The organism is Shewanella sp. H8 (assembly GCF_040285065.1).
GTDB lineage: Bacteria > Pseudomonadota > Gammaproteobacteria > Enterobacterales > Shewanellaceae > Shewanella > Shewanella polaris.
Map to the genome: position 1 here is coordinate 693,339 of NZ_CP157213.1, position 20,976 is coordinate 714,314.

Annotated in this window: 19 protein-coding genes and 1 pseudogene; 14 read left to right on the forward strand and 6 right to left on the reverse strand. The window is 39.6% G+C overall.

The genetic code is table 11. From position 1 onward, the window contains the following. Positions 1-312 precede the first annotated feature (312 nt). The 8 genes from ABIS04_RS02955 (at position 313) to ABIS04_RS02990 (ending at position 8,141) form a co-directional block, all read left to right on the forward strand. The gene (locus ABIS04_RS02955; protein ID WP_350432549.1) at positions 313-1,275 is read left to right on the forward strand and encodes a LysR family transcriptional regulator; all 963 of its coding nucleotides are present in this window, start codon (positions 313-315) and stop codon (positions 1,273-1,275) included. 1,183 nt (positions 1,276-2,458) lie between these two features. Beyond that, positions 2,459-3,256 (forward strand): AzlC family ABC transporter permease, encoded by a 798-nt coding sequence (locus ABIS04_RS02960; RefSeq protein WP_350432550.1) that lies wholly within the window; start codon positions 2,459-2,461, stop codon positions 3,254-3,256. Next, positions 3,253-3,555 carry an AzlD domain-containing protein gene (locus ABIS04_RS02965; RefSeq protein WP_350432551.1) on the forward strand — a complete coding sequence of 101 codons (303 nt, stop codon included), beginning with the start codon at positions 3,253-3,255 and terminating at the stop codon, positions 3,553-3,555. The genes ABIS04_RS02960 and ABIS04_RS02965 overlap by 4 nt, the downstream gene beginning before the upstream one ends. Before the next feature lie 98 nt (positions 3,556-3,653). Beyond that, positions 3,654-5,060 (forward strand): UDP-N-acetylmuramate:L-alanyl-gamma-D-glutamyl-meso-diaminopimelate ligase, encoded by a 1,407-nt coding sequence (gene mpl / locus ABIS04_RS02970; RefSeq protein ID WP_350432552.1) that lies wholly within the window; start codon positions 3,654-3,656, stop codon positions 5,058-5,060. Between the two features lie 26 nt (positions 5,061-5,086). After that, entirely contained in the window at positions 5,087-5,746 is a 660-nt protein-coding gene (locus ABIS04_RS02975; RefSeq protein ID WP_350432553.1) for a flavin prenyltransferase UbiX, read from the forward strand. Positions 5,747-5,753: 7 nt separating this feature from the next. After that, on the forward strand, positions 5,754-6,284 hold the full coding sequence (gene hpt / locus ABIS04_RS02980; RefSeq protein WP_350432554.1) for a hypoxanthine phosphoribosyltransferase: 531 nt from the start codon (positions 5,754-5,756) through the stop codon (positions 6,282-6,284). Positions 6,285-6,435: 151 nt separating this feature from the next. Next, positions 6,436-7,371, forward strand: coding sequence for an ABC transporter ATP-binding protein (locus tag ABIS04_RS02985; protein WP_350432555.1), 936 nt, complete (start codon positions 6,436-6,438; stop codon positions 7,369-7,371). Continuing rightward, entirely contained in the window at positions 7,371-8,141 is a 771-nt protein-coding gene (locus ABIS04_RS02990) for an ABC transporter permease (protein ID WP_350432556.1), read from the forward strand. The genes ABIS04_RS02985 and ABIS04_RS02990 overlap by 1 nt, the downstream gene beginning before the upstream one ends. 115 nt (positions 8,142-8,256) lie before the next feature. Here ABIS04_RS02990 and ABIS04_RS02995 read toward each other — a convergent pair whose 3' ends face one another. Next, entirely contained in the window at positions 8,257-9,216 is a 960-nt protein-coding gene (locus ABIS04_RS02995; protein ID WP_350432557.1) for an integron integrase, read from the reverse strand. Positions 9,217-9,555: 339 nt separating this feature from the next. On the opposite strand from ABIS04_RS02995, the gene ABIS04_RS03000 reads away from it, so the two are divergent. Next, positions 9,556-10,161, forward strand: coding sequence for a DUF998 domain-containing protein (locus tag ABIS04_RS03000; RefSeq protein ID WP_350432558.1), 606 nt, complete (start codon positions 9,556-9,558; stop codon positions 10,159-10,161). 499 nt (positions 10,162-10,660) lie between these two features. Here the strand turns inward: ABIS04_RS03000 and ABIS04_RS03005 are convergent, their stop codons facing one another. Next, positions 10,661-11,704 (reverse strand): IS110-like element ISShfr7 family transposase, encoded by a 1,044-nt coding sequence (locus ABIS04_RS03005; RefSeq protein WP_123884363.1) that lies wholly within the window; start codon positions 11,702-11,704, stop codon positions 10,661-10,663. 207 nt (positions 11,705-11,911) lie between these two features. On the opposite strand from ABIS04_RS03005, the gene ABIS04_RS03010 reads away from it, so the two are divergent. The 3 genes from ABIS04_RS03010 (at position 11,912) to ABIS04_RS03020 (ending at position 14,387) form a co-directional block, all read left to right on the forward strand. Then, a complete protein-coding gene (locus ABIS04_RS03010; RefSeq protein WP_350432559.1) occupies positions 11,912-12,376 on the forward strand; it encodes a hypothetical protein in 465 nt (154 codons plus the stop codon). Further along, positions 12,376-13,404 carry a serine/threonine-protein kinase gene (locus ABIS04_RS03015; RefSeq protein WP_350432560.1) on the forward strand — a complete coding sequence of 343 codons (1,029 nt, stop codon included), beginning with the start codon at positions 12,376-12,378 and terminating at the stop codon, positions 13,402-13,404. The genes ABIS04_RS03010 and ABIS04_RS03015 overlap by 1 nt, the downstream gene beginning before the upstream one ends. Before the next feature lie 341 nt (positions 13,405-13,745). Next, positions 13,746-14,387, forward strand: a complete 642-nt coding sequence (locus ABIS04_RS03020) for a YIP1 family protein (RefSeq protein WP_350432561.1) — start codon at positions 13,746-13,748, stop codon at positions 14,385-14,387. 269 nt (positions 14,388-14,656) lie between these two features. On the opposite strand, the pseudogene ABIS04_RS03025 reads toward ABIS04_RS03020, so the two are convergent. Further along, a pseudogene (locus ABIS04_RS03025) lies at positions 14,657-15,235 on the reverse strand (transposase); the annotation flags it as partial. A gap of 143 nt (positions 15,236-15,378) precedes the next feature. Here ABIS04_RS03025 and ABIS04_RS03030 point away from each other — a divergent pair. Beyond that, positions 15,379-16,356, forward strand: coding sequence for a transposase (locus ABIS04_RS03030; protein WP_350432562.1), 978 nt, complete (start codon positions 15,379-15,381; stop codon positions 16,354-16,356). 380 nt (positions 16,357-16,736) lie between these two features. On the opposite strand, the gene proX is transcribed toward ABIS04_RS03030, so the two are convergent. The 3 genes from proX to proV are packed head-to-tail and all read right to left on the reverse strand — an operon-like array spanning position 16,737 to position 19,872. Next, entirely contained in the window at positions 16,737-17,771 is a 1,035-nt protein-coding gene (gene proX, locus ABIS04_RS03035) for a glycine betaine/L-proline ABC transporter substrate-binding protein ProX (RefSeq protein ID WP_350432563.1), read from the reverse strand. Continuing rightward, complete coding sequence (locus tag ABIS04_RS03040) at positions 17,768-18,619, reverse strand: proline/glycine betaine ABC transporter permease (RefSeq protein WP_137222991.1); 852 nt, start codon at positions 18,617-18,619, stop codon at positions 17,768-17,770. Before ABIS04_RS03040 ends, proX begins: the two co-directional genes overlap by 4 nt. A gap of 26 nt (positions 18,620-18,645) precedes the next feature. Then, positions 18,646-19,872, reverse strand: coding sequence for a glycine betaine/L-proline ABC transporter ATP-binding protein ProV (gene proV, locus ABIS04_RS03045; protein ID WP_175405929.1), 1,227 nt, complete (start codon positions 19,870-19,872; stop codon positions 18,646-18,648). A gap of 313 nt (positions 19,873-20,185) precedes the next feature. Here proV and ABIS04_RS19650 point away from each other — a divergent pair, with 313 nt between their 5' ends. After that, complete coding sequence (locus tag ABIS04_RS19650) at positions 20,186-20,323, forward strand: hypothetical protein (protein WP_254693728.1); 138 nt, start codon at positions 20,186-20,188, stop codon at positions 20,321-20,323. Positions 20,324-20,976 lie beyond the last annotated feature (653 nt).

A 20,976-nucleotide genomic window follows, 5' to 3' on the forward strand; every position in this document is an offset into this window, starting at 1 on the left:
TAGGTTATATATATATTTGACTATATTAATTCGATAATTGTAAAGTGAGTTTTTTATAATGCTAAATTCACTTTTGCAGAAAGTGAAATACTTGTTTTTAAAATTACACTTGCATATTCTTAATTGTTATATAAAAAGTGATTTTAATAATGGTGTCCCAACCTTGCTTCAAGGTGTTTTTGTGAAATAAGTTGTTTTTGATAATCGATTTTTATGATCTAGAATAAGTAATCATCAAATATTAAAAATAAAGATATGAACTTTTTAGGAAATTGATAACATGTTGTATCAAATACCTCTAAGGGAGTATGTATGATGAAGAAGATTGACTTAGACAAATTAGACTTATTAACACTCTCTATATTAGTAAGTCTATACGAAAACAAATCAGCGACTCATGTGTCTAGAATACTAGATGTACCAGCATCAAAAATAAGTCGTTGTTTACATTCAGCAAGATTGCTATTTGGTGATGAGCTTTTTATTAGACGTAAATATGGACTAGTACCAAACGACTATGCTGGGAGGATTTATCCTATAGCGAAAGAAATTGTGGATTGTGCTAAAAATTTCAATCGGATGAATAGTGCCGAATCGTTACATAGTCGATATTTTGAATTGGTTATGCCTGGAATGATTGCTCATGCTTACCCACGTACATTAATGAATTCAATTAAAGAGTACAATAAAGATATTCATATTAATGTGAATAACTGGGATAAACATGCTCTAGAAAGCGTTTCTAACGACCCTAATAGTATTGTTGTGTGTGGCTGTAAAAATCCTGAAGAAATTCATTGTTTTGACCAAAAACTACAAGTAGAAGTACTTGCTACGATGGGGCCTCAGTACTTGTTATGCTGTAAAAACCACCCCCTTTTAAAACAAGAGATTACTTTAGAAAGTATCGCCGAGTATCCTTATATCAATACGCTTATGGGAGCTCAAGCCCCAATAATCAATCCGTTTCAAGAGTATTGTCAGTTCAAAAATTTGCCACTTGAAACTGAAATGACGATTACAAATGTATCTTCTTTATTTGATTACCTTTCTGATTGTCAGTCATTGGCGCTAACCCCTTATAAGGCGGTTTACGATATGATAGATGAAGAGTCTGGTTTACATGCTTGCCAGTTATCAGAGTTCGAAGTTAATCGTATATTTGACGCTGTCGAACCATTAAATTTAGTAATGGTGACTCATCCCAATGCAGTAAATGAGGATGCGACTTGGCTAAAACAGCAAATACGCGAATTAACCAGGGAACTTGTTTAAAAAATAAAGCCTACACAATTTTGTTTGAGTTATAAGTGTATTTTAAATGTGTCTTTAGCAGTTAGCTTGTATACGTTGTTATCAATCTTGATATGATCTTTCTGTAACATTCATACTTAGTATGTATTGAGAATTAGTTTATTTTGGTGTAGGCGAATATCTTTGTATAAGTGTGACGAATTCAATTTACCTAGTCAGTGTGTATTTAGATTTTTAATTAGAGGGAGTGTTTTAACAACATTGAGTAAAACCTCCTAGTTTATATTCTTAGTGAGTCATTTCATTCAGCATAACAGTTCCTTTAAATTTGTTGATAATTTTTAAAGTAAAAACTCATATTTAATATGTATAGGAATTGCATCTTATGTAATTCCTTTTTTATGCATATTATTTACTGGTTTTAAAGTCATCCTTGGCGACGTTTTAATGAATGACATTAATAAATAATGTCAGGGGCATTATTGTCGATACTCATTTTAAACATAAAATATATGCGTTATTGCAATTTAGAAATTTAATAAATGTGGGGATGATATCGATATGTCTAAGAGTATTTGATAAATGTAAATGATAAATATAAAAATCTACATACTCTTTTTAACCTTTACTATAGCAAAAAATATGACGTGGCTCATTTTATCATTAATGCAACTTTAGTCTTACCTAATGTTGTAGGTGGCTTTTATTGCACAATAACGGATTAAATCATATCCATTCATCAATGATTTATAGTCGATTTCTCATCATCAATTACCTGCCAACAAGCTTATTCAGCAATTAACACTATCTATTTACGTCTTAACTATTTAAGTTGTTGATTAAATTTAAATAAGTGTTGTGCGATTTGTAGTTGTGCATGTCGTTGACCATAAAATTTAGAGTCAGTAAGAGGTGTATTGTTTCTTGGCATTGTAAACGCTTACAAAGGTTGCTAAACCGCTATTTAGGTGCTTTTTTTAGGCGCTTTGTTTAGATGTTACGTTAGGGATAATAAATAGTGGTCATTATTATTTATTCCATTGTTCTAATCCCGACACAATGCATTATTTATCAACAGGCCCCTTCATTATATTGATGATCATTTTTCAAGGGCTTTATGAGTATATTCACGTTAAGCTAATCCTCGAATTACCCTATTGCGATGTAAGGGGAAACTGACGATATCAGTAAATAAGGATATGGCGTGGACACCCCAGAGTTAACTACTACTAGAATCACCAAAAGCAGATCATTCTTAACTGGCGCACTTGCTGTTATGCCATTGACCATAGCGGTGATCCCTTGGGGCATTTTAGCGGGTTCTTTTGCACTCGAAATTGGCCTGACAGCTGTTGAAAGCCAAGCAATGTCGGCGATTATCTTTGCGGGCAGTGCGCAACTAGTTGCCCTTGGGATGATAAAAGCCGGTGTTGGCATCGGCAGTATTTTAATCACCACCTTATTGATCACCTCTCGGCATTTACTGTATGCCATGGCGATGCGTACTCATATCAGTCCGTTACCGCTTAAATGGCGTTTAGGGTTAGGCTTTTTACTCACCGACGAACTTTTTGCTATTGCCAATCAAGCCCATAAAGGCAATACGCCTGCACAACATCAGTTTGATCGCTGGTACGCGCTAGGCGGTGGGTTAACTTTTTATATTGGATGGAACATTGCCACTTTGCTTGGCATTGTTGCTGGCCAGTCTATCGATAATTTAGGCGAACTCGGGCTCGACTTTGCCATTGCCGCCACTTTTATTGCCATAGTCGTGCCGACAGTAAAAAGACCGTCGATTTTAGTGTGTGTATTGGTGTCGCTCACGTTAGCGGTGGTGTGCGCTGTATTTGCCATTCAAGCTGGGCTGTTAATTGCGGCAATATCGGGTATGGCTGCAGGTATGATTTATGCCAAACTGACTAATGAAGAAAATGTAACGGCAACCGAAGCCGATTCAGCGTCACCTTCAGTTACCGTTAAGAAGGAAGATAACGCATGACGTGGCTGATTATTTTATCAATGGCGGCAGTGGTGTTTATTAGCCGCCACTTATTGTTAGAACCTAAATTGCCCATTCGCTTAAGTAAAAACACCTTAATGTTTTTAAGCTATTCAGCCCCTGCGGTATTAACTGCCATATTAGCGCCAATTGTATTTGTGCCCGAAGGCCAGTTGGCCCTTAACATACATAACCCGTATTTAACCTGCGCGCTGGTGGCGACGGTATTAGCTTATGTCACCCGTAATACCTTGTTAACAACCGTGCTTAGCATGGGATTGTTTTTTATTTTGTATTAACCCAAGTCGCATTGATGATTCTCAATAATTGTTAACTGACAATTGGCGGTGCAATAGATTAGAATAACCGCCATATTACGGACTAATTAGAGTTAAGTATGCACGTACACATTTTAGGCATTTGTGGCACTTTTATGGGTGGATTAGCCCTACTTGCCCGCGCAATGGGCCATAAAGTTACCGGCAGTGATACCAATGTTTACCCGCCCATGAGCACCCAACTTGAGCAACAAGGTATTGAGCTTATCCAAGGTTTTGACCCTAGTCAGTTAGGTAAAGAAGGCGACAATCAACCAGACTTAGTGGTAATTGGTAATGCCATGAGCCGTGGTAACCCCTGTGTAGAAGCCGTATTAAACCGTGGCATGAAATATACCTCTGGGCCGCAATTTTTGTCTGAACATATTTTGCAAGACCGCTGGGTATTAGCGGTGTCGGGAACTCACGGTAAAACCTCTACTGCTAGCATGTTAGCGTGGGTTTTAGAATACTGCGGCTATGAGCCAGGATTTTTAATTGGTGGGGTACCGCAAAATTTTGGTGTGTCAGCCCGTTTAGGTAACTCAGCGTTTTTTGTGGTTGAAGCCGACGAATATGACAGTGCCTTTTTTGATAAACGCTCTAAGTTTGTGCATTACCATCCACGCACGTTAGTGATCAATAACCTTGAATTTGATCATGCCGATATATTTGCCGATCTCGCGGCGATTCAACGTCAATTCAATCATGTTATCCGTACTGTACCGGGCGAAGGCAAGGTCATTTGGCCTCGTGATGTAAAAGCCGTTCAGCAAGTTATTGATATGGGATGTTGGAGCGAACAAGAAGTTTATTCAACTCAAGCCGCCATCGTAAAAGATGAAGCTGAACCAAGCGCTTGGCAATCGCGTATTGTTGCCGATGACGGCCATGAGTTTGAAGTACTGTTTAAAGGTGAGTCGCAAGGGATAGTCAACTGGGCGTTAATAGGTCAGCACAATATTGAAAACGCCATTATGGCCATAGCTGCAGCGCGCCATGTTGGGGTAGCACCGAATCATGCCATTGAAGCTCTCGCTCAATTTAGCCCGCCAAAGCGTCGGTTAGAATTGCTTGATACCGTAAACGGTATTGCTGTGTATGACGATTTTGCTCATCACCCCACCGCTATTGCCACTACATTACAAGGTTTACGGGCCAAAGTGGGTTTTGGTAAAAATGCCAGCGGCAAGATTATTGTAGTATTAGAGCCGCGCTCAAATACCATGAAAAGCGGCGTGCACAAAGACACCTTAGCCAATTCTATGGCGTTAGCTGATGTTGGTTATTTATATCAGGCTGACAATATTGGCTGGGACATTAGTGCCAGCATGGCCAATGCGCCGATCCCTGTGACCGTGTATCACAACATTGAAGACATAATTACTACCGTTGCCAATACGGCACAGCAAGGCGATACCGTGGTGATTATGAGCAATGGTGGTTTTAACGGTATTCACCAAAAATTGATTAAGGCTTTAGCGTAACGGCTATAGCGAATAAAGGGGACAACATGGCCTACGCCAAAAAAGCCAAAGCAATTAGCCTAGCCTGGACCGGTGCGTCAGGCGCGCCGTATGGTATTAAATTACTTGAATGTTTGTTAGCTGCCGACTATCAAGTGTTTTTAATGATATCCAGCGCCGCGCGAGTCGTGTTAGCCACAGAACATGGTTTGCAATTAAGTGCTAATCCAGGCAAAGCCAAAGCACAATTACTTGAACAACTTGAAAATCCTGATCAACCATTAAAAGGTGAATTAGTGGTTTTAGGTAAAGATGAATGGTTTTCGCCGCCAGCATCTGGCAGTGCTGCACCTAAACAAATGGTGATTTGTCCTTGCTCCACGGGCACATTAGCCGCTGTGGCAACAGGTATGAGTAATCATTTGCTCGAAAGAGCAGCAGACGTGGTATTAAAAGAACGCGGACAATTGATTCTTGTTCCGCGCGAAACTCCTTTTAGTGCCATACACTTAGAGCATATGCTAAGCCTTACGCGCAACGGTGCGACCATCATGCCAGCAGCACCAGGCTTTTATCATAATCCCCAATCGGTAGAAGATCTGGTAAACTTCATGGTTTCCCGGATACTTGATCATTTGGGCATTGAACACGACTTAACGAGTCGCTGGGGATACGGACATACTCAGTCACACGACATCGACAATTGAGAGATTTATGAAGCACACCATTGAAATGATGATTTCTGAACAAGAAATCAATAAAACCCTAGATCAGTTAGCTGAACGTATTAACGCCCACTATGCTCACAGTGAACGCTTATTAATGGTTGGCCTGTTAAAAGGGTCTGTCGTGTTTATGGCCGATTTATGTCGACGGATCAAAGGCCATGTCGAAATCGATTTCATGTCTGTTTCGAGTTACGGTAATACCATGAAAACCTCACGCGACGTTAAAGTGCTTAAAGACGTACAGTCAGATATTGCTGGCCGAGATGTGTTAATTGTCGAAGACTTAATTGACTCAGGTAACACCTTAAACAAAGTGCGTGAAATGTTATTACTGCGCGAACCTAAAAGCCTTGCACTTTGCACCTTATTGGATAAACCTGAGCGTCGCGAAGTAGACGTACCGGTAGACTTTATTGGTATTACTATTCCTGATGAATTTATTGTCGGTTATGGTATCGACTATGCCGAGCAATACCGCAACTTGCCTTACATTGCCAAAGTTGTGCCATTAGATTAAGTGGGGCTTTTTATTGATACACTCCCGCAATAGGCGGGAGTTTTGTTTTGGGTGTTAGAATATTTTTTGCGTCTTTTTCATTTTTATAACGTCTTTAGATACATGTAGTAAAAAGTGTTTAATGCGCAATTTATCGATTAGAGGTATGACAATGAGTAACACCAACAATGCATTGGTGATCGACAACCTTAAAAAAACCTACAAAGGTGGCGTGCAAGCCGTTAAGTCAATTAGCTTGACGGTAAAACAAGGTGACTTTTTTGCATTACTTGGTCCTAATGGGGCGGGTAAATCGACCACCATTGGTATTATCAGCTCGTTAGTGCAAAAAACATCAGGCACAGTGTCAGTATTTGGATTTGATATTGATAAACAGCTTGAACAAGCCAAGTTATGTATCGGGTTAGTGCCGCAAGAATTTAACTTTAACCAATTTGAAACAGTGCAACAAATCGTGGTTAACCAGGCTGGTTATTACGGTGTCCCTAAAGACGTTGCCTTAGTTCGTGCAGAAAAGTACCTCACTCAACTTGATTTATGGCAAAAGCGTCACGCCCAAGCCCGTGAGTTATCGGGCGGTATGAAACGCCGTTTAATGATTGCCCGCGCATTAATGCACGAACCTAAATTGTTGATTTTAGATGAACCTACCGCCGGAGTAGACATTGAACTACGTCGTTCAATGTGGGAGTTTTTAAAGCAAATTAACAAACAAGGCGTGACCATTATTTTAACCACTCACTACCTTGAAGAAGCCGAAATGCTCTGCCGCACCATAGGTATTATTGATACCGGTTTGCTGGTGGAATGCACCACCATGAAGGCATTGCTAAGTAAGTTAGATGTTGAAACCTTTATTTTTGATTTACGACAAGATCTCGACGTTGCGCCGCAATTAACCAATATGAATTGCCGCTTAACCGATGCACACACATTAGAAGTCGATGTAGCTAAATCGCATAATATTAATGAGTTATTTGCCCAGTTGACAGCTGCCAATATCGAAGTGTTATCGATGCGTAATAAAGCCAACCGCTTAGAAGAATTGTTTGTTGAGTTAGTCGAAAAAGCCAAGGAGTCGAAATAATGAACAGTCTATATTTTGTGGCTTTTAAAAGTATTTTAACCAAAGAAATTAACCGCTTTACTCGCATTTGGATCCAAACCCTAGTACCGCCAGCCATTACCATGACGTTATACTTTTTAATTTTTGGTAACTTAGTCGGCAGCCGTATTGGTGAAATGGGCGGTGTAAGTTACATGGAGTTTATCGCCCCAGGCTTAATCATGATGTCGGTGATCACTAGCTCATATTCTAATGTGGCATCGTCGTTTTACAGCGCCAAATTTCAACGCAACATTGAAGAAATTATGGTAGCCCCAGTACCCCATTACGTGATGATTGCCGGATACGTTGGCGGCGGTGTTGCCCGAGGTTTATGCGTGGGGTTAATTGTTACCACAGTGGCAATGATGTTTGTTGATATCACTTTGCATCATGTCGGCTTGGTTGTTTTGACTATGTTTTTGACCTCAGTGTTATTCGCATTGGGCGGGTTAATTAATGCTGTGTTTGCCAAAAGCTTTGACGACATCAGTATTATCCCAACATTTATTCTCACCCCGCTGACCTATTTAGGTGGCGTGTTTTACTCGTTATCGTTATTGCCACCTTTTTGGCAAGGCGTGTCGGCTTTAAATCCTGTGGTTTACATGATTAACGTATTCCGTTACGGTTTTTTAGGCTTTGCTGACTTGAGCGTGCCGTTATCCATCGCCATCATGGTCGGTTTTTGTGTCAGCTTATGGACACTGGCTTATTATTTGATATCGCGCGGGATTGGGTTGCGAAGTTAATAAGTAACAAGCACAACATGAATTTAGAAAGGGCTCGCAAGGGCCTTTTTTTGTGGGTGAAATTTAACAGGGATTTACTCAATAGGTTTGATCTCGGACTCAGCAATTATTATAGCTAACTGTAATCCATTGGGCTTTGTACGCCTGTTTGGTGCAAACCTGCAACATGGGTATAGATTTGAGTGGTTTTTACATCATTATGGCCAAGCAATTCCTGCACGGTTCTTATATCATGACCACGCCTCAGTAAGTTTGTTGCAAAAGAATGCCTAAAAGTATGGGCGGTAATGCGTTTAGTGATATCGGTTTTCTGAACTGCTTTTTTTAATGCCTTTCTAAAGGTTGTTGGGTCAATATGATGTCTGCATATGTAGTCATTAACAGGATGTGACATACAGTGAACCGAAGGAAAAAGATATTGCCAATGTAATTGTTTGGCGCTTGTGCCAAACTTTTTGAGTAAGCTAGGAGGTAAAGAAGCCATCCCTAATCCCTGAGACAAGTCGTGAGCATGAGTCTCTCGCACATGGTGCATCTGCTGTTGTATGGGGTCAATGGTCATTTTCGGTAAAATACAAACTCTATCTTTTTTACCTTTACCTCTAAATACAAAAAGTGTGCGATTTTCAAAATCGATATCCTTAAGCCGAATACTTAACGCTTCAGTTAATCTTAACCCCGCGCCATATAATAAACAGCCAATCAGTTGGTATTTACCGTCTAAATGGTCGATGACCTGTTTGGCCTCTACATCATTCAATACCTGCGGAATTCGAGTCGGTGCTTTTGCATACGGGAACTGCAAATTATCGGTATCGATGGCTAATACATGTTTAAACGCAAAAACAAGGGCGCAAAGGGCTTGCTGTTGTGTACTGCTGGAAACACGCCGTTCGTTTGCTAAAAAACATAAAAACTGTTCAATGTGTGTAGGTAAAATATGTTTTGCAGCAGTAAATTTAAAATATCTTATAAAATAACGGTTCCAATAAAGGTATGATTTTTCAGTTTGATAACTGTAATGCCTCACTCGAATTTGTTGTCGAATCGCTTCGATATATCCCGATCCCGCCATCACTTCCCCCCTTTATGTTATCTGTACTGTACATCCATACAGTTATAATAGGTTTTGACGGAATAACAATAAAACGTGTACAAAAAGCAATCTAAAGTGCTAGATATGAATAAATAGATAAAACCTAATCTATTGATATTAGGTGATTAATTTTTTTAGCATTTAATTTCGACACTTTTAACGCGCAATCGAAGTTTTATCTCAGAGGTTACGTTTCATTAAATGGCTTTACATCAATGAGATAGAGAATGTAGGATGATATTAATCAATAACTTAAACGGTCGGCTTTATTGGGCGAGCCGTTGAATAAGCTGTTAGTTTACAAAAAGGATTTTGGTAGTGTTTGAAAGTATTGCGATCTATTCAGGGTTAATTGCAACAATCTGGATCTTCATTGGTGTTTATGTAGCAAGTAGATTTTATGCTGGTTACAGCCATTCTAAGCAATTTTGTAGTGAGCTAGGTGCAACTGGTAGCCCAACTGAAAAATTGTCTCCTTTAATTAATAATTATCCTCTTGGTTTTCTATTTTGCTTCTTCGGTTGGTATCTGGCACAACTCTCAAGTGTTTCAACTTTAGTGAATGTTGCGGGTTGGTTAGTTATAGCTCATGGTGTTGGTACTTGGGTTGCAGGTTATTTCCCTATGGACGCAGATCCATTTACTAAGAATCCAACTTTTAATTGTAAGGTACATTCTTGGGCTGGTTTTATCATGTTGCTTTCGTTAGTTGTTGCACCAATATTAATTGCTATAAGTCCAACAACTGAGACTATCCCATTATATTTCCGTATTTTTTCACTGGTTTCTGTTGTGGCTGCTGTTTATTATCTTTTTGCTATGGCTAAAGCCGTAAAATCCCAAAGTAATCCTGGCATCCATCAGCGTATTTCTTATGGTTTCCAGCTAATTTGGCTAAGTGTTTTTTCACTAGTATTGGTGTAATTGTAAACTAACACATATGAGCCTTCCGCCAGTCAATAGGCGAGCCTAACTTATTTGACTGCTTTTGCAGTCAAATTAAAATCAATCAACAAATTCATCTACTTCGTCTGTCATTTAGCTGTCAAATCGTCGTTTACAGCAAACACATATAGAGGCTCTCTTAGTGCGATCTTATCGCTGCCTGACGCTTTTCATTCCTTTGAAATATCAGGGGCACTAGACATTTATCGGTTAACCCTAAGATGGCACTATTCAAGTCTCAGGTGCTTTATGCACAGTTAGTTTCAGGCTCATTTAAGGTGTAAACGACTTTGTTGATTGCATTCATTAATGCGCGCCAATAAGGTGTCTAATCAAGGCGATGTAGCTTAAATAGCATTTGGCATAGTGATGATGGTGAGAAGTCATTGCTTCATTAGCCACATCATTCACGGTCATGCTCGCTTCTCTTTTTTCAAAGAGTATCTAGTTAGACGTTCAGCTCACCTTATTGCGCGACTTATCCTTTTAAGAATCGTTGTTCATCAAACACCGTTTTGTTCTTTAACATGAAATAAACACAGCGGCCAAGCTTATGTGCCAGTGCAGATAATGCTTTAGCTTTACTCATTCGTTTTTGTAATCGATTAAGGTAGTTACGTGCTTTGTCATTGCCTCGCAGATAAAGTACCGCAGCTTCTGAGAACGCCCATTTCAAATGAGCATTACCGATTTTATTACCGTTAGTACCGTAGGTTTTACCGGCTGACTCCGCTTTACATTTGACTAATCGAGAGTATGACGCAAACTTTTGTACTGACTCAAATCTGCTAATATCGCCGATTTCATACAGGATAGTCAGCGATAAAATCTTACCAATACCAGGTACCGTTTTCAGTAATTCTAAATAGACGGGATTATGGTTTTTGGCTTGTTTTTCGATGAACCATTCAACCTGTGCGAGTTCCTTTGCATAACAATCAAGGAGTGCCATGTCTAAATCGATATTTCGTTGTACGATAGGATCTTGATATTGCTCGCGTAGTTTTTGTCTTGCTGAAATATTTTTAAGATTTAACTCTGTCGCAGGCAAGTTGTATTGACTGTTGGTGTTAACCACGTGGCCTTTGAGCATCGCACCGTGACGGACAATCTTCATTCGTCGACGTAACAAGTCGCGTGCTGCGCGCATTTCACTCGGATAATCGTACGCTATGGGGAAGTTGCCACCACGCAGTAATGTGGCAATTTTAAAGGAATCGACTTTATCATTTTTAGTTTTACCACCGTGGATCGCCTTCATATAAAGCGCATGGCCTAAGATAAAATCAATTCCCAGTTCAGCACACCAATCTGACACCCAGTACCAGCAATGCATACACTCAACCCCGACAATTACATTGCCGATATAGGGTTCTAGAATGAGTAATAAGTCATCTTTGCTGGCACCTATCTTTTTGTGAGCAACAACTTCCCCTTTAGAATCAATGATGCAGACGTAAAGTAAACGTGCATGTAAATCAATACCACAGTAGTATGGATGTGAGTTATTATAAAATCTCATTGAGCTTTCTCCTGTTGGTTTAGTCACCTTAAGCATACCGCTGATGCGGCTTGCTAGGGAGAGGGCTCAATAAGTATCAAGCAAATTAATCAGGACAAATAACAGTTGGTTTTTGCTCCTGCGTCGCTTATTTTAACCAACTGATATTAGCCCATTATTTGGGCGTTAGGGCTAATGGCTAACACCGGACCAATTTAAAGGACACATATGAACATTCTAGGGATTCGAGTAGAGCCAACTAAAACAACTTTTGTAGTGATAGAAGGAAATCTAGAAGCCTTTAAAGTTGTGAATAATGAAGTGATTAAAGTCCCTGCAGCGTTGGATTTTCCAGAAAAGCTAAAGTATATACGAAACTGTGTTCTGGATATATTAAGGGAGTATTCAGTTAGTATTGCAGGAATTAGAGTTACTGAAGGGAATGCACAAAACATGGATATTACTAGGTTACAAATCGAAGGCGTTATACAAGAATCTTTTTCAAGCAGTGACGTTGATCATTATTTTACTGGTAGAAAAACATCAATATCATCAAGACTGAGTATTAGCACCGATGATTTTGATGAAATAGTTAAAGGGAAAAAAGCATATGAACTTTTAGATGATTGGAAGTTGCTACGAAACCCTTCTTCAAGAGAAGCAGGGTTAGTTGCAATGGGAGCATTGTCATAATGTTTACTTATCAAAAAGCCCAAGTCTCTTTCAAAAAGCTTGAGGAGATAGGGCAAGACGGCAAAAATTCAAAAGTGTATAAAATACATGATGAATTACTAGATGCTGAAATGGTTATAAAAGAAGTTGACAAAGCACCGGGATTTTCAACGGATCAATATTTTAGTGAGGCTAGAACTCTTTATAAAAGCGCTCACCCGAATGTTGTGCAAGTAAACTATGCTTGTGATGATGCAGATAAGATATACGTAGCTTCTCCTTTTTATAAAAACGGTTCTCTAAAACAAAAAATGTCGGGTAGATATTTAACCGTTAAAGAAATTATTAGATATTCTACGCATATGATAAATGGACTTCATAACATCCATTCAAAAAAACTAATTCATTTTGATGTGAAGCCAGACAATATACTTATTTCAGATAGAGATGAAGCATTAATAGCAGACTTTGGGCAAACTAAAGTAATGGATGTTAATGGATTGGCTCAACAACCTTATCTTTACAATAAGCAATGGCCACCGGAAGTTTTTGGTAATACAAGAGCTGAATTTGATAATCGGTTTGATATTTACCAAGTCGGATTAACTATGTATAGAATGTGTGTTGGTGATGACACTTTTAATCAGCAATTTTCAGCTTATACTGATGGAAATCAGTTTGCTAAGGATATCGTTGCAGGGAAATTTCCAGATAGAACTAAATACCCATTACATATACCTAAAAAGCTTCAAAAAACAATTAATAAATGCTTAAAGCCTAATCCAAGTCAGCGATTTGGGGCTGCAATTGAAATTGTTAATGCACTTGCCGATATTGATGGTTCTATACTACACTGGGAGTATAAACCTAATGGGAATTCTCTCATTTGGGAGCAAACAGTCAACGGTAAGCATAAAAATCTGAGTGTATGTGACCAAAGAACATCTAAAGCATATAGTCAAAATGGAAGCTCAGCCGCCCGTAGGGTTACAGAATTTTGTAAAAGCAATATCTCTGATCAAGATATAATCAGGTTTCTAGAATTATGAAAAAATTGGCAAATTGCCCACAGAAAAAAATGAAATCGAGGGCTGAACTGATCAACGCTTCTCGAGTTTCTGCTGTCCGTGACTATCTCCCTTCTCCCCCTGATGACATGTTCGCTATACCGAAAGGTTTTAAACCGGGTGTAGCGGAGTTCATCGATATAACTCAAGTGAATAAGCCCTAACAATCAGTTCCAGTTGACGTTTTGGTCTACGCTCCTTTTTGTGTATGGCCTACGGCCATTTTGTCACAAAAATCCACTACAACCAAAACGCAGCTGAACTGGGCGTTAGGTGCTAAAGCATATGTTCAACCTATTGTGTTTTTCAAAGACGGAATTTAAATGACATCTATTTTTAATAAATTGTACAGCCTATATTTTAGACCCTCACAATTCTTTTCAGATACAAACTTACTTCAAAAACGTTGGCTTATCTTTTTAGCGACAGCTTTTTATAGCGTGACTGGTGTCTTTGAAAGGATTGAGCAAAAAGTAATTCGCTACGATATGGTTAATATACCAGAATCTAAAGAAGCTCTATTAAATACAATAGTTACCAGCTGGTTTGTATTTTGGTCTGTATCTTTGGTTATTGGTCTTCTGTTTGCCTGGTTAATATGGTGGATCGGTGGTTGGTTTTATAATTTACGAATTAAATGGTGTGGCGCTAGAGAGTTTGACAAAGATTTAGGTAGATCTATTTATGTCATCTCTAATATGGTGTACGCCTTACCTGCTACTATTGGAATGCTTGTCGTAACTCTTTGTTATAATGATTATCTAAACTTTTATACGGAAGATTTTATACTGTCAATTGTAGTTGTGATTTTTGTTTTATGGTCATTAATAGTAAGTTATAAAGCTGTATCTACAAACTTCAAAGTAAAAAAATGGTTGGCTATCTGGTGGTTTATGATAGCTCCAATAATATTAAACATAACTATTTTGTTCTTTTATGTCTTTGCTTCTTTATATGTAAAATAAAATCGCACCTAACTAATAAGGATAGGCCGCGCGAAGCCGCGTCCTTATCCCAAGTGTTGAACAAGCCCGAACAGCTGGAGTGACTCTTTATTATGTAAATAACAGCTCGAGAAAACGCGCTGTTTGATGTGATGGATATCTGGCAACTTTTCTGTAGTCAGCAAGCTACCTTAGCTCATTTGCTAATTATTTAACTCTATTAATTTCAGTGCGTTAAATTAATCCTCCACGGTATTCAGTTAAACCATTATCCTTATTATTTTCCAGCATTAGGTTATGAGCCGTAAATTTGTCGGTCGTTTCACTATGCCCATAAAGCGCATTGGCTGCTGGCAACAGGGGCAACAGCGGGTTGCTAATCTGCGCTTTATCTCAGGAATGATTGGAAACACTGCCCCTGCAACTGCCAGCATAAGCTGTATTTGTAGCCTGAGCTTTTTGGCGTTACCTCTGAGTAATCCATAGTCACGCACTCGCCTTAATCCCTTCGGTAATACGTGTTGCAGTATTAACCAGAGAAATTCTATGGCAGGTAAGGTGCGTACTTTTGTCGACTTTGTTTGGCTGTCTTCATACTCGAAACTCACGTTGTCATCGACATGACTTTTGATGTTTTTGTCAGCCAGTACGCCGCGATAAAGATAGCGTGATAAATACTGCAGTGCAGGCAAGCCTTTGCCCACATGTTGGCAGTCTACCACCCACTTTTTCGGTAGTGAGGTTGGTAGTGTGAGATTAAGCTTTGCCAAGTACTCCAGCAAACGTGCACGCCAGACGTTGGCGATGTTAAAGGCGTTGAACAGGTATTTGCCTTTGTTCTTTTTCCATTGCTTTTGGGTTTTGTTAAAAAAAATAACATGGCCACCCAAGATTATTGGCTAAATAAAAAACAATAAACTACGCTTAAAAATAACATGGCCACCCAAGATTATTGGCTAAATAAAAAACAATAAACTACGCTTTACTTACCCTTTCAAAATGGTAATTGAAGATGGCCAGACCAAGACAAACTATCGTTAGCTTAGACGATACGCCTTACTATCACTGCTGCTCCCGTGTTGTGCGTAAGGCTTTTCTTTGCGGAATAGATAACTCGACAGGTGAGAACTTTGAACATCGGCGAGAGTGGGTAGATTCGCGCATTCTTGAGTTGGCGACCATTTTTGCCATTGATATTTGTGCTTATGCGGTGATGAGTAACCATTTACATGTTGTTTTGACGATTGATGCAGATAAAGCAAAAGGCTGGTCAGATAAAGATATTCTGATCCAATGGCATAAAGGTTTTAAAGGCACATTGCTGACTCATAAATTTGTTAAAGGCGAAGACTTAAACGAGTTTGAGCATAAAACGGTTAATGACTGTGTGACTCAATACCGACAAAGGTTAATTGATATTAGTTGGTTTATGCGTTCCTTATGTGAGCCCATTGCCAGAACGGCCAATAAAGAAGATAAATGTACGGGCCGATTTTGGGAAGGAAGATTCAAATCCCAAGCGTTACTTGACGAAGCCGCTGTTCTGAGTTGTATGGCTTATGTAGATTTAAACCCTATTCGTGCCAAGATGGCAGCAACTCCAGAAACCTCAGACTACACCAGTATTCAACGGCGAATAACCTCAGCGATAAAAGGTGAGCAACCAACAGCATTATTGCCTTTTGTTGGTAATGAACGGCTAGATATGCCCAATGGACTGATGTTCAGCGTTAAAGACTATATTGTGCTGGTGGAAGATACCGGGCGAATTATTCGAGAAGATAAACGCGGTGCAATTAGCTCAACTAGCCAAGATATTCTCAATAGACTAAATATTCCTGCTGACAACTGGCTAAAAATCACCACTGAGTTTGGTTCATTATTCAAAGGTGCAGTAGGGTCTTTACCTGCATTAACGGAATATTGCGAACATCTAGAGCGAAAGCGACGACAAGGCGCATCAAACTGCCAGCGCTGGTTATGCGCTTAAAGCTTAATCTCTATAACTAGAATCCACACAAAAACATTAACCTCCTTTCAAGCTTGATATCAATCAAGCCGCGAGTGCTGCTTTAAATCTACCGTATTGTTCATCATTTTCCATATAACGCTCAGTTTGTTGATGATTCCCATTTAGTTTATACATTTTAAATAGTGCTGAAAGCTATCGCAATCAAACCTAAAAGCAGTGATGTTAATTGATCATTAAAATGGGTGGCTAAATTTTATTTTGAAATTTTATTTTGCTAAATTTTATTAGGTGGCTAAATGTTATTAAATTTTACGAAATACTTGGGGTTTTGGAGAAAAAATAACCCGTAAGCACTGTATGTGTGCTCCGGGTTACCAATAAGCTATTGCAGGTTGAGACTATTTAGCAGCATTGCGTGCTTCAGTCAGCCAACCGTTCCATTGATCTTGGTTTTTGGCAATCCACTCATCTACGTGGCGTTGAATGTCCTGTTCACTCTTTTCGCCATCGTTCATCCGAGTATTCTGTTCGTTGACGTCGGCAAGCGGTAGGGTAAAGACTTCAAAAAATTTCCTTGCTGCCGGATTTTGTTTGGTGAATTTTTTGTTGGCGACGATCTGGATGTCAGAAGCGACAAAACCAAGTTTTACTGGGTCAGAAACTGCGCCTTCAAGCCCCTTTATCGTCATTCGTTCAACAGCTGAACTTTGCGCTTTGGTAGGATTGATTTCAGGTACGTTAATCCAGACAACGTCCTTGCCTGGCTTCAGTTTAAAAATGGTCCAATTTGGTGCCCAGGTATAGAAGAATATTGGTCCACCATTTTTATAACCCGCCATCGCAGATGCCATTCCTGCTGCATATGCCGCTTTCACCGGATTGATAGCATCTTTGAGACCATATACGTCCATATGGTGGGTGATTATTTTTTCACATCCCCAGCCTGGAGGGCAGGCAGTCAGATCGGCCTTGCCATCACCATTGGTATCAAAGGCTTTTTTCACCTCAGGGCGTTTAAAATCTTCAAGGGAAGTAATGTTATATTTATCTGCCTCTTTTTTAGACACTAAATAGCCACCCAGTCCACCGGCTTTCATTACATAACCAATCTTTTCAGCTTTTTTATCAAAATTTTTCGGTAGTTGATCGTTATGCATTGGAAACCAACCATTGGTCCAATAATCAATATCACCGAGAGTGACCGTTTTGTAAAAAATTGGATTGACCAGAGTTTTGGGCTTTTCAACATCATACCCCAGAGTCTCAAGACCTCGTCGTACAAGCGCTTCCTGAAAAAAACCGGTGTCCCATGTCGCTCGAGCTGGTTTAACGGTTATGCCTTCTCCTGGCTTGAGCGTATCAGCAAGAGCTGCTGACCCCGTCATGGTCATTGCAGCTAAAGCTGCGCCCAGTATTACTTTTTTAAGTATCATTTTACGTCCTTATTTTTTGGAGTTGCCATTGATTGGGTGATTCTATCTAGAATGATTGCTAATAAAACAATCGCAAGACCGCCAACCGTGGCCAAACCAATATCAAGTGTATTTAAGCCCAGAACGACAGGTGCCCCGAGGCCTCCTGCGCCAATCATTGCGGCGATAACCACCATGGAGAGCGACATCATGATGGTCTGATTAAGGCCAGCCATGATGGTCGGAAGAGCAAGTGGTATCTGAACTTTAAGTAAAACCTGCGAGCTTGTTGCCCCAAAGGCGAGCGCAGCCTCGACTAACTCTGGGTGTACCTGCCTGATACCTAGACTGGTTAATCTAACCAACGGTGGCAGGGCAAAAATAATGGTTGCAAGAACACCCGCTGTGTTGCCAATAGAAAAAAGCATCACAATAGGTACCAAATAGACAAAGGCTGGCGTTGTCTGCATCGCATCCAAAATGGGTCGTAGAATGTTATTAACACGATCACTGCGTCCTGCCCATATACCAAATGGCACTCCAACAACGGTGCAGAACACAACAGATGAAAATACCATGGCGAGGGTTATCATGGTTTCTGACCAGAAACCAAGCAGACCGATGAGAATCAACGAAGCAAGCGTAAAACCAGCAAGTTTGAAACCTGACACCCGCCAAGCAATGACGCCAAACAGTGCAATAACTAGAAGAGGTGAAGTTGCCAGAAGTCCGTCTGACACACTAGATAAAATGAAGTCTACGGGCCATTTTATCATCTGGAAAAACCATCGATACCCTTCGACCAACCAGTCAACAAGACTTGTGATCCATGCATCTAAAGGAATAACTCTTTCATCAAAACTGAACATAATATAAAACTCCTGAAGCTAGTATTCTAAGATGCTGACTGCTCAAAATAAGTCCCTTTCTCTGCACGGTTTAAGGTACGAAGAAACAGATTTTTAGAAACAACTCCGCGATATCTATTTTCTGAGTTTACAACTGGAATAGGCCAAGAATGAGAAGCTACCAAAGGTAAAATGTCTTGAAGACTATCGGTTTCCTGAACCGATTCAGCTTCTGTAAGAAAAGCATGCTCAAGTTTGCTGGTACCATTTCCTTGGTCAATAGCGTCACGCAGGGAATCTGAAGAGACAACACCTAAAAACCGGTGTTCTGAGTCGAGTACATATGCAAATTCGCGATCTTTAATACTCAACATTTCTAATGTGGCTCGTGGGCTACCAGCTTTAGTATGCCAAACAACCGTTGGATGGGTATCGCGGGCAATGTCCCCTGCGGAGATAACACCAGTTGGATCCACACCACGGAAAAATGCTCGTACATAATCGTCAGCGGGATTTTGCAGAATCTCTTCTGGCGTCCCCACCTGAATCACTCGGCCGCCCTGCATAATGGCAATTCGGTCACCAATACGTAATGCTTCATCTAAATCATGGGAGATAAAAATGATGGTGCGCTCATGACGATCTTGTAGTTTAAGCAGTTCGTCCTGCATCTCTGTCTTAATAAGAGGATCAAGCGCCGAAAATGCCTCATCCATGAGCAAGATATCAGGATCAACCGCTAAGCCTCGCGCCAATCCAACTCTCTGCTGCATACCACCACTTAACTCTTTGGGATACGCATTTTCTAAGCCTTCAAGTCCGACTTGTTTTAAAGCGTCTAGAGCTCGCTCTTCACGCTGTTTCTTATCCATACCATCAAGCTCTAGTCCAAATGCAGCATTTTCTAACACTGTTTGGTGAGGCATAAGAGCGAAGGACTGAAAGACCATACTTGTTTTACTTCTGCGAAACCTTACCAGCTCATCCTTATTCATTTTGAGGATATTTTCACCATCAACTAACACCTCTCCAGACGTTGGTTCAATGAGCCTGTTTAGCATTCTTACTAGAGTTGATTTTCCTGAGCCAGACAGACCCATCACGACAAAAATTTCACCTTTATTTACTGTAAAACTGGCACCTTGCACTGCAACTGTAAGCCCTGTCTGTTCGTAAATTTCTTCTTTGCTTTTCCCTTGTTCAAGTAATTTTACCCCCTTACGAGGATCTGAACCAAAAACCTTGTAAAGGTTTTTTATCACTATTTTTTCCATAATATTTTCCATGACGCTCTTTTACGTCGTTTTGCTTTTTTGCACTAATCGCTACATAAAAAGCACATGAATAAATTCTGCGCTGTTAAATATTTACCACACACTTTCGCGATATATTTTATACAGTAGTCCCATAACGCTTAGCATGTCAATGTTAGTGTTTTTAAAAGTAAACCTAAATCATTGAATTTAATTGAAAAATATAATGGTCATTATTCTTGAATTTATTAAAAACCACTAAGCATGACCACCCAAGATTATTGGCTAAATAACAAATAGCGCTTTAATTACCCTTTCAAAATGGTAATTAAAGATGGCCAGACCAAGACAAACTATCGTTAGCTTAGAAGACACACCTTATTATCATTGTTGCTCACGAGTTGTGCGTAAAGCTTTTCTGTGTGGCATTGATAACTCGACAGGCGAGAATATTGAACATCGTTGTGAATAGGGTGATTCTCGTATACTTGAATTTGCTACCATCTTTGCCATTGATATTTGTGCTTATGCATTCTTATTCATAAGCAGGGAACAATCACTTACATGTTGTTAAAGTCGATGCTAATAAAGTGAAACATTGATCAGATTAAGAAACGCGGCGCAATAAGCTCAGGTAGCCAAGATATTCTTAATAGGCTGAATATTCCGATTAAAAACTGGTTAAAAATAACCACAGAATTTGGCACGTTATTCAACTTAACAAAATAATGTGAGCATGAAGAACGAAAGCGACGACAAGGCGCATCAAACAGCCAACGTTGGTTGTGTTTAAGGCTTAATAACTAAAACTAGAATTATATAACTAACCCCATATCCAGCTTGATATCAATCAAGCTGATAATGCTGCTTTAAATCTACCGTATTGCTCATCATTTTCCATATAACGCTCAGTTTGTTGATGATTCCCATTTAGTTTATACATTTTAAATAGTGCTGAAAGCTATCGCAATCAAACCTAAAAGCAGTGATGTTAATTGATCATTAAAATGGGTGGCTAAATTTAAGGCTTTCAGGGTTAATTGATAAGTGCTTGAAAAAATAATAAAAAAGGAGTCGATCACTAGACTCCTTTTATTTTGCGGGGGGTGTTTTTTTATAATTAAA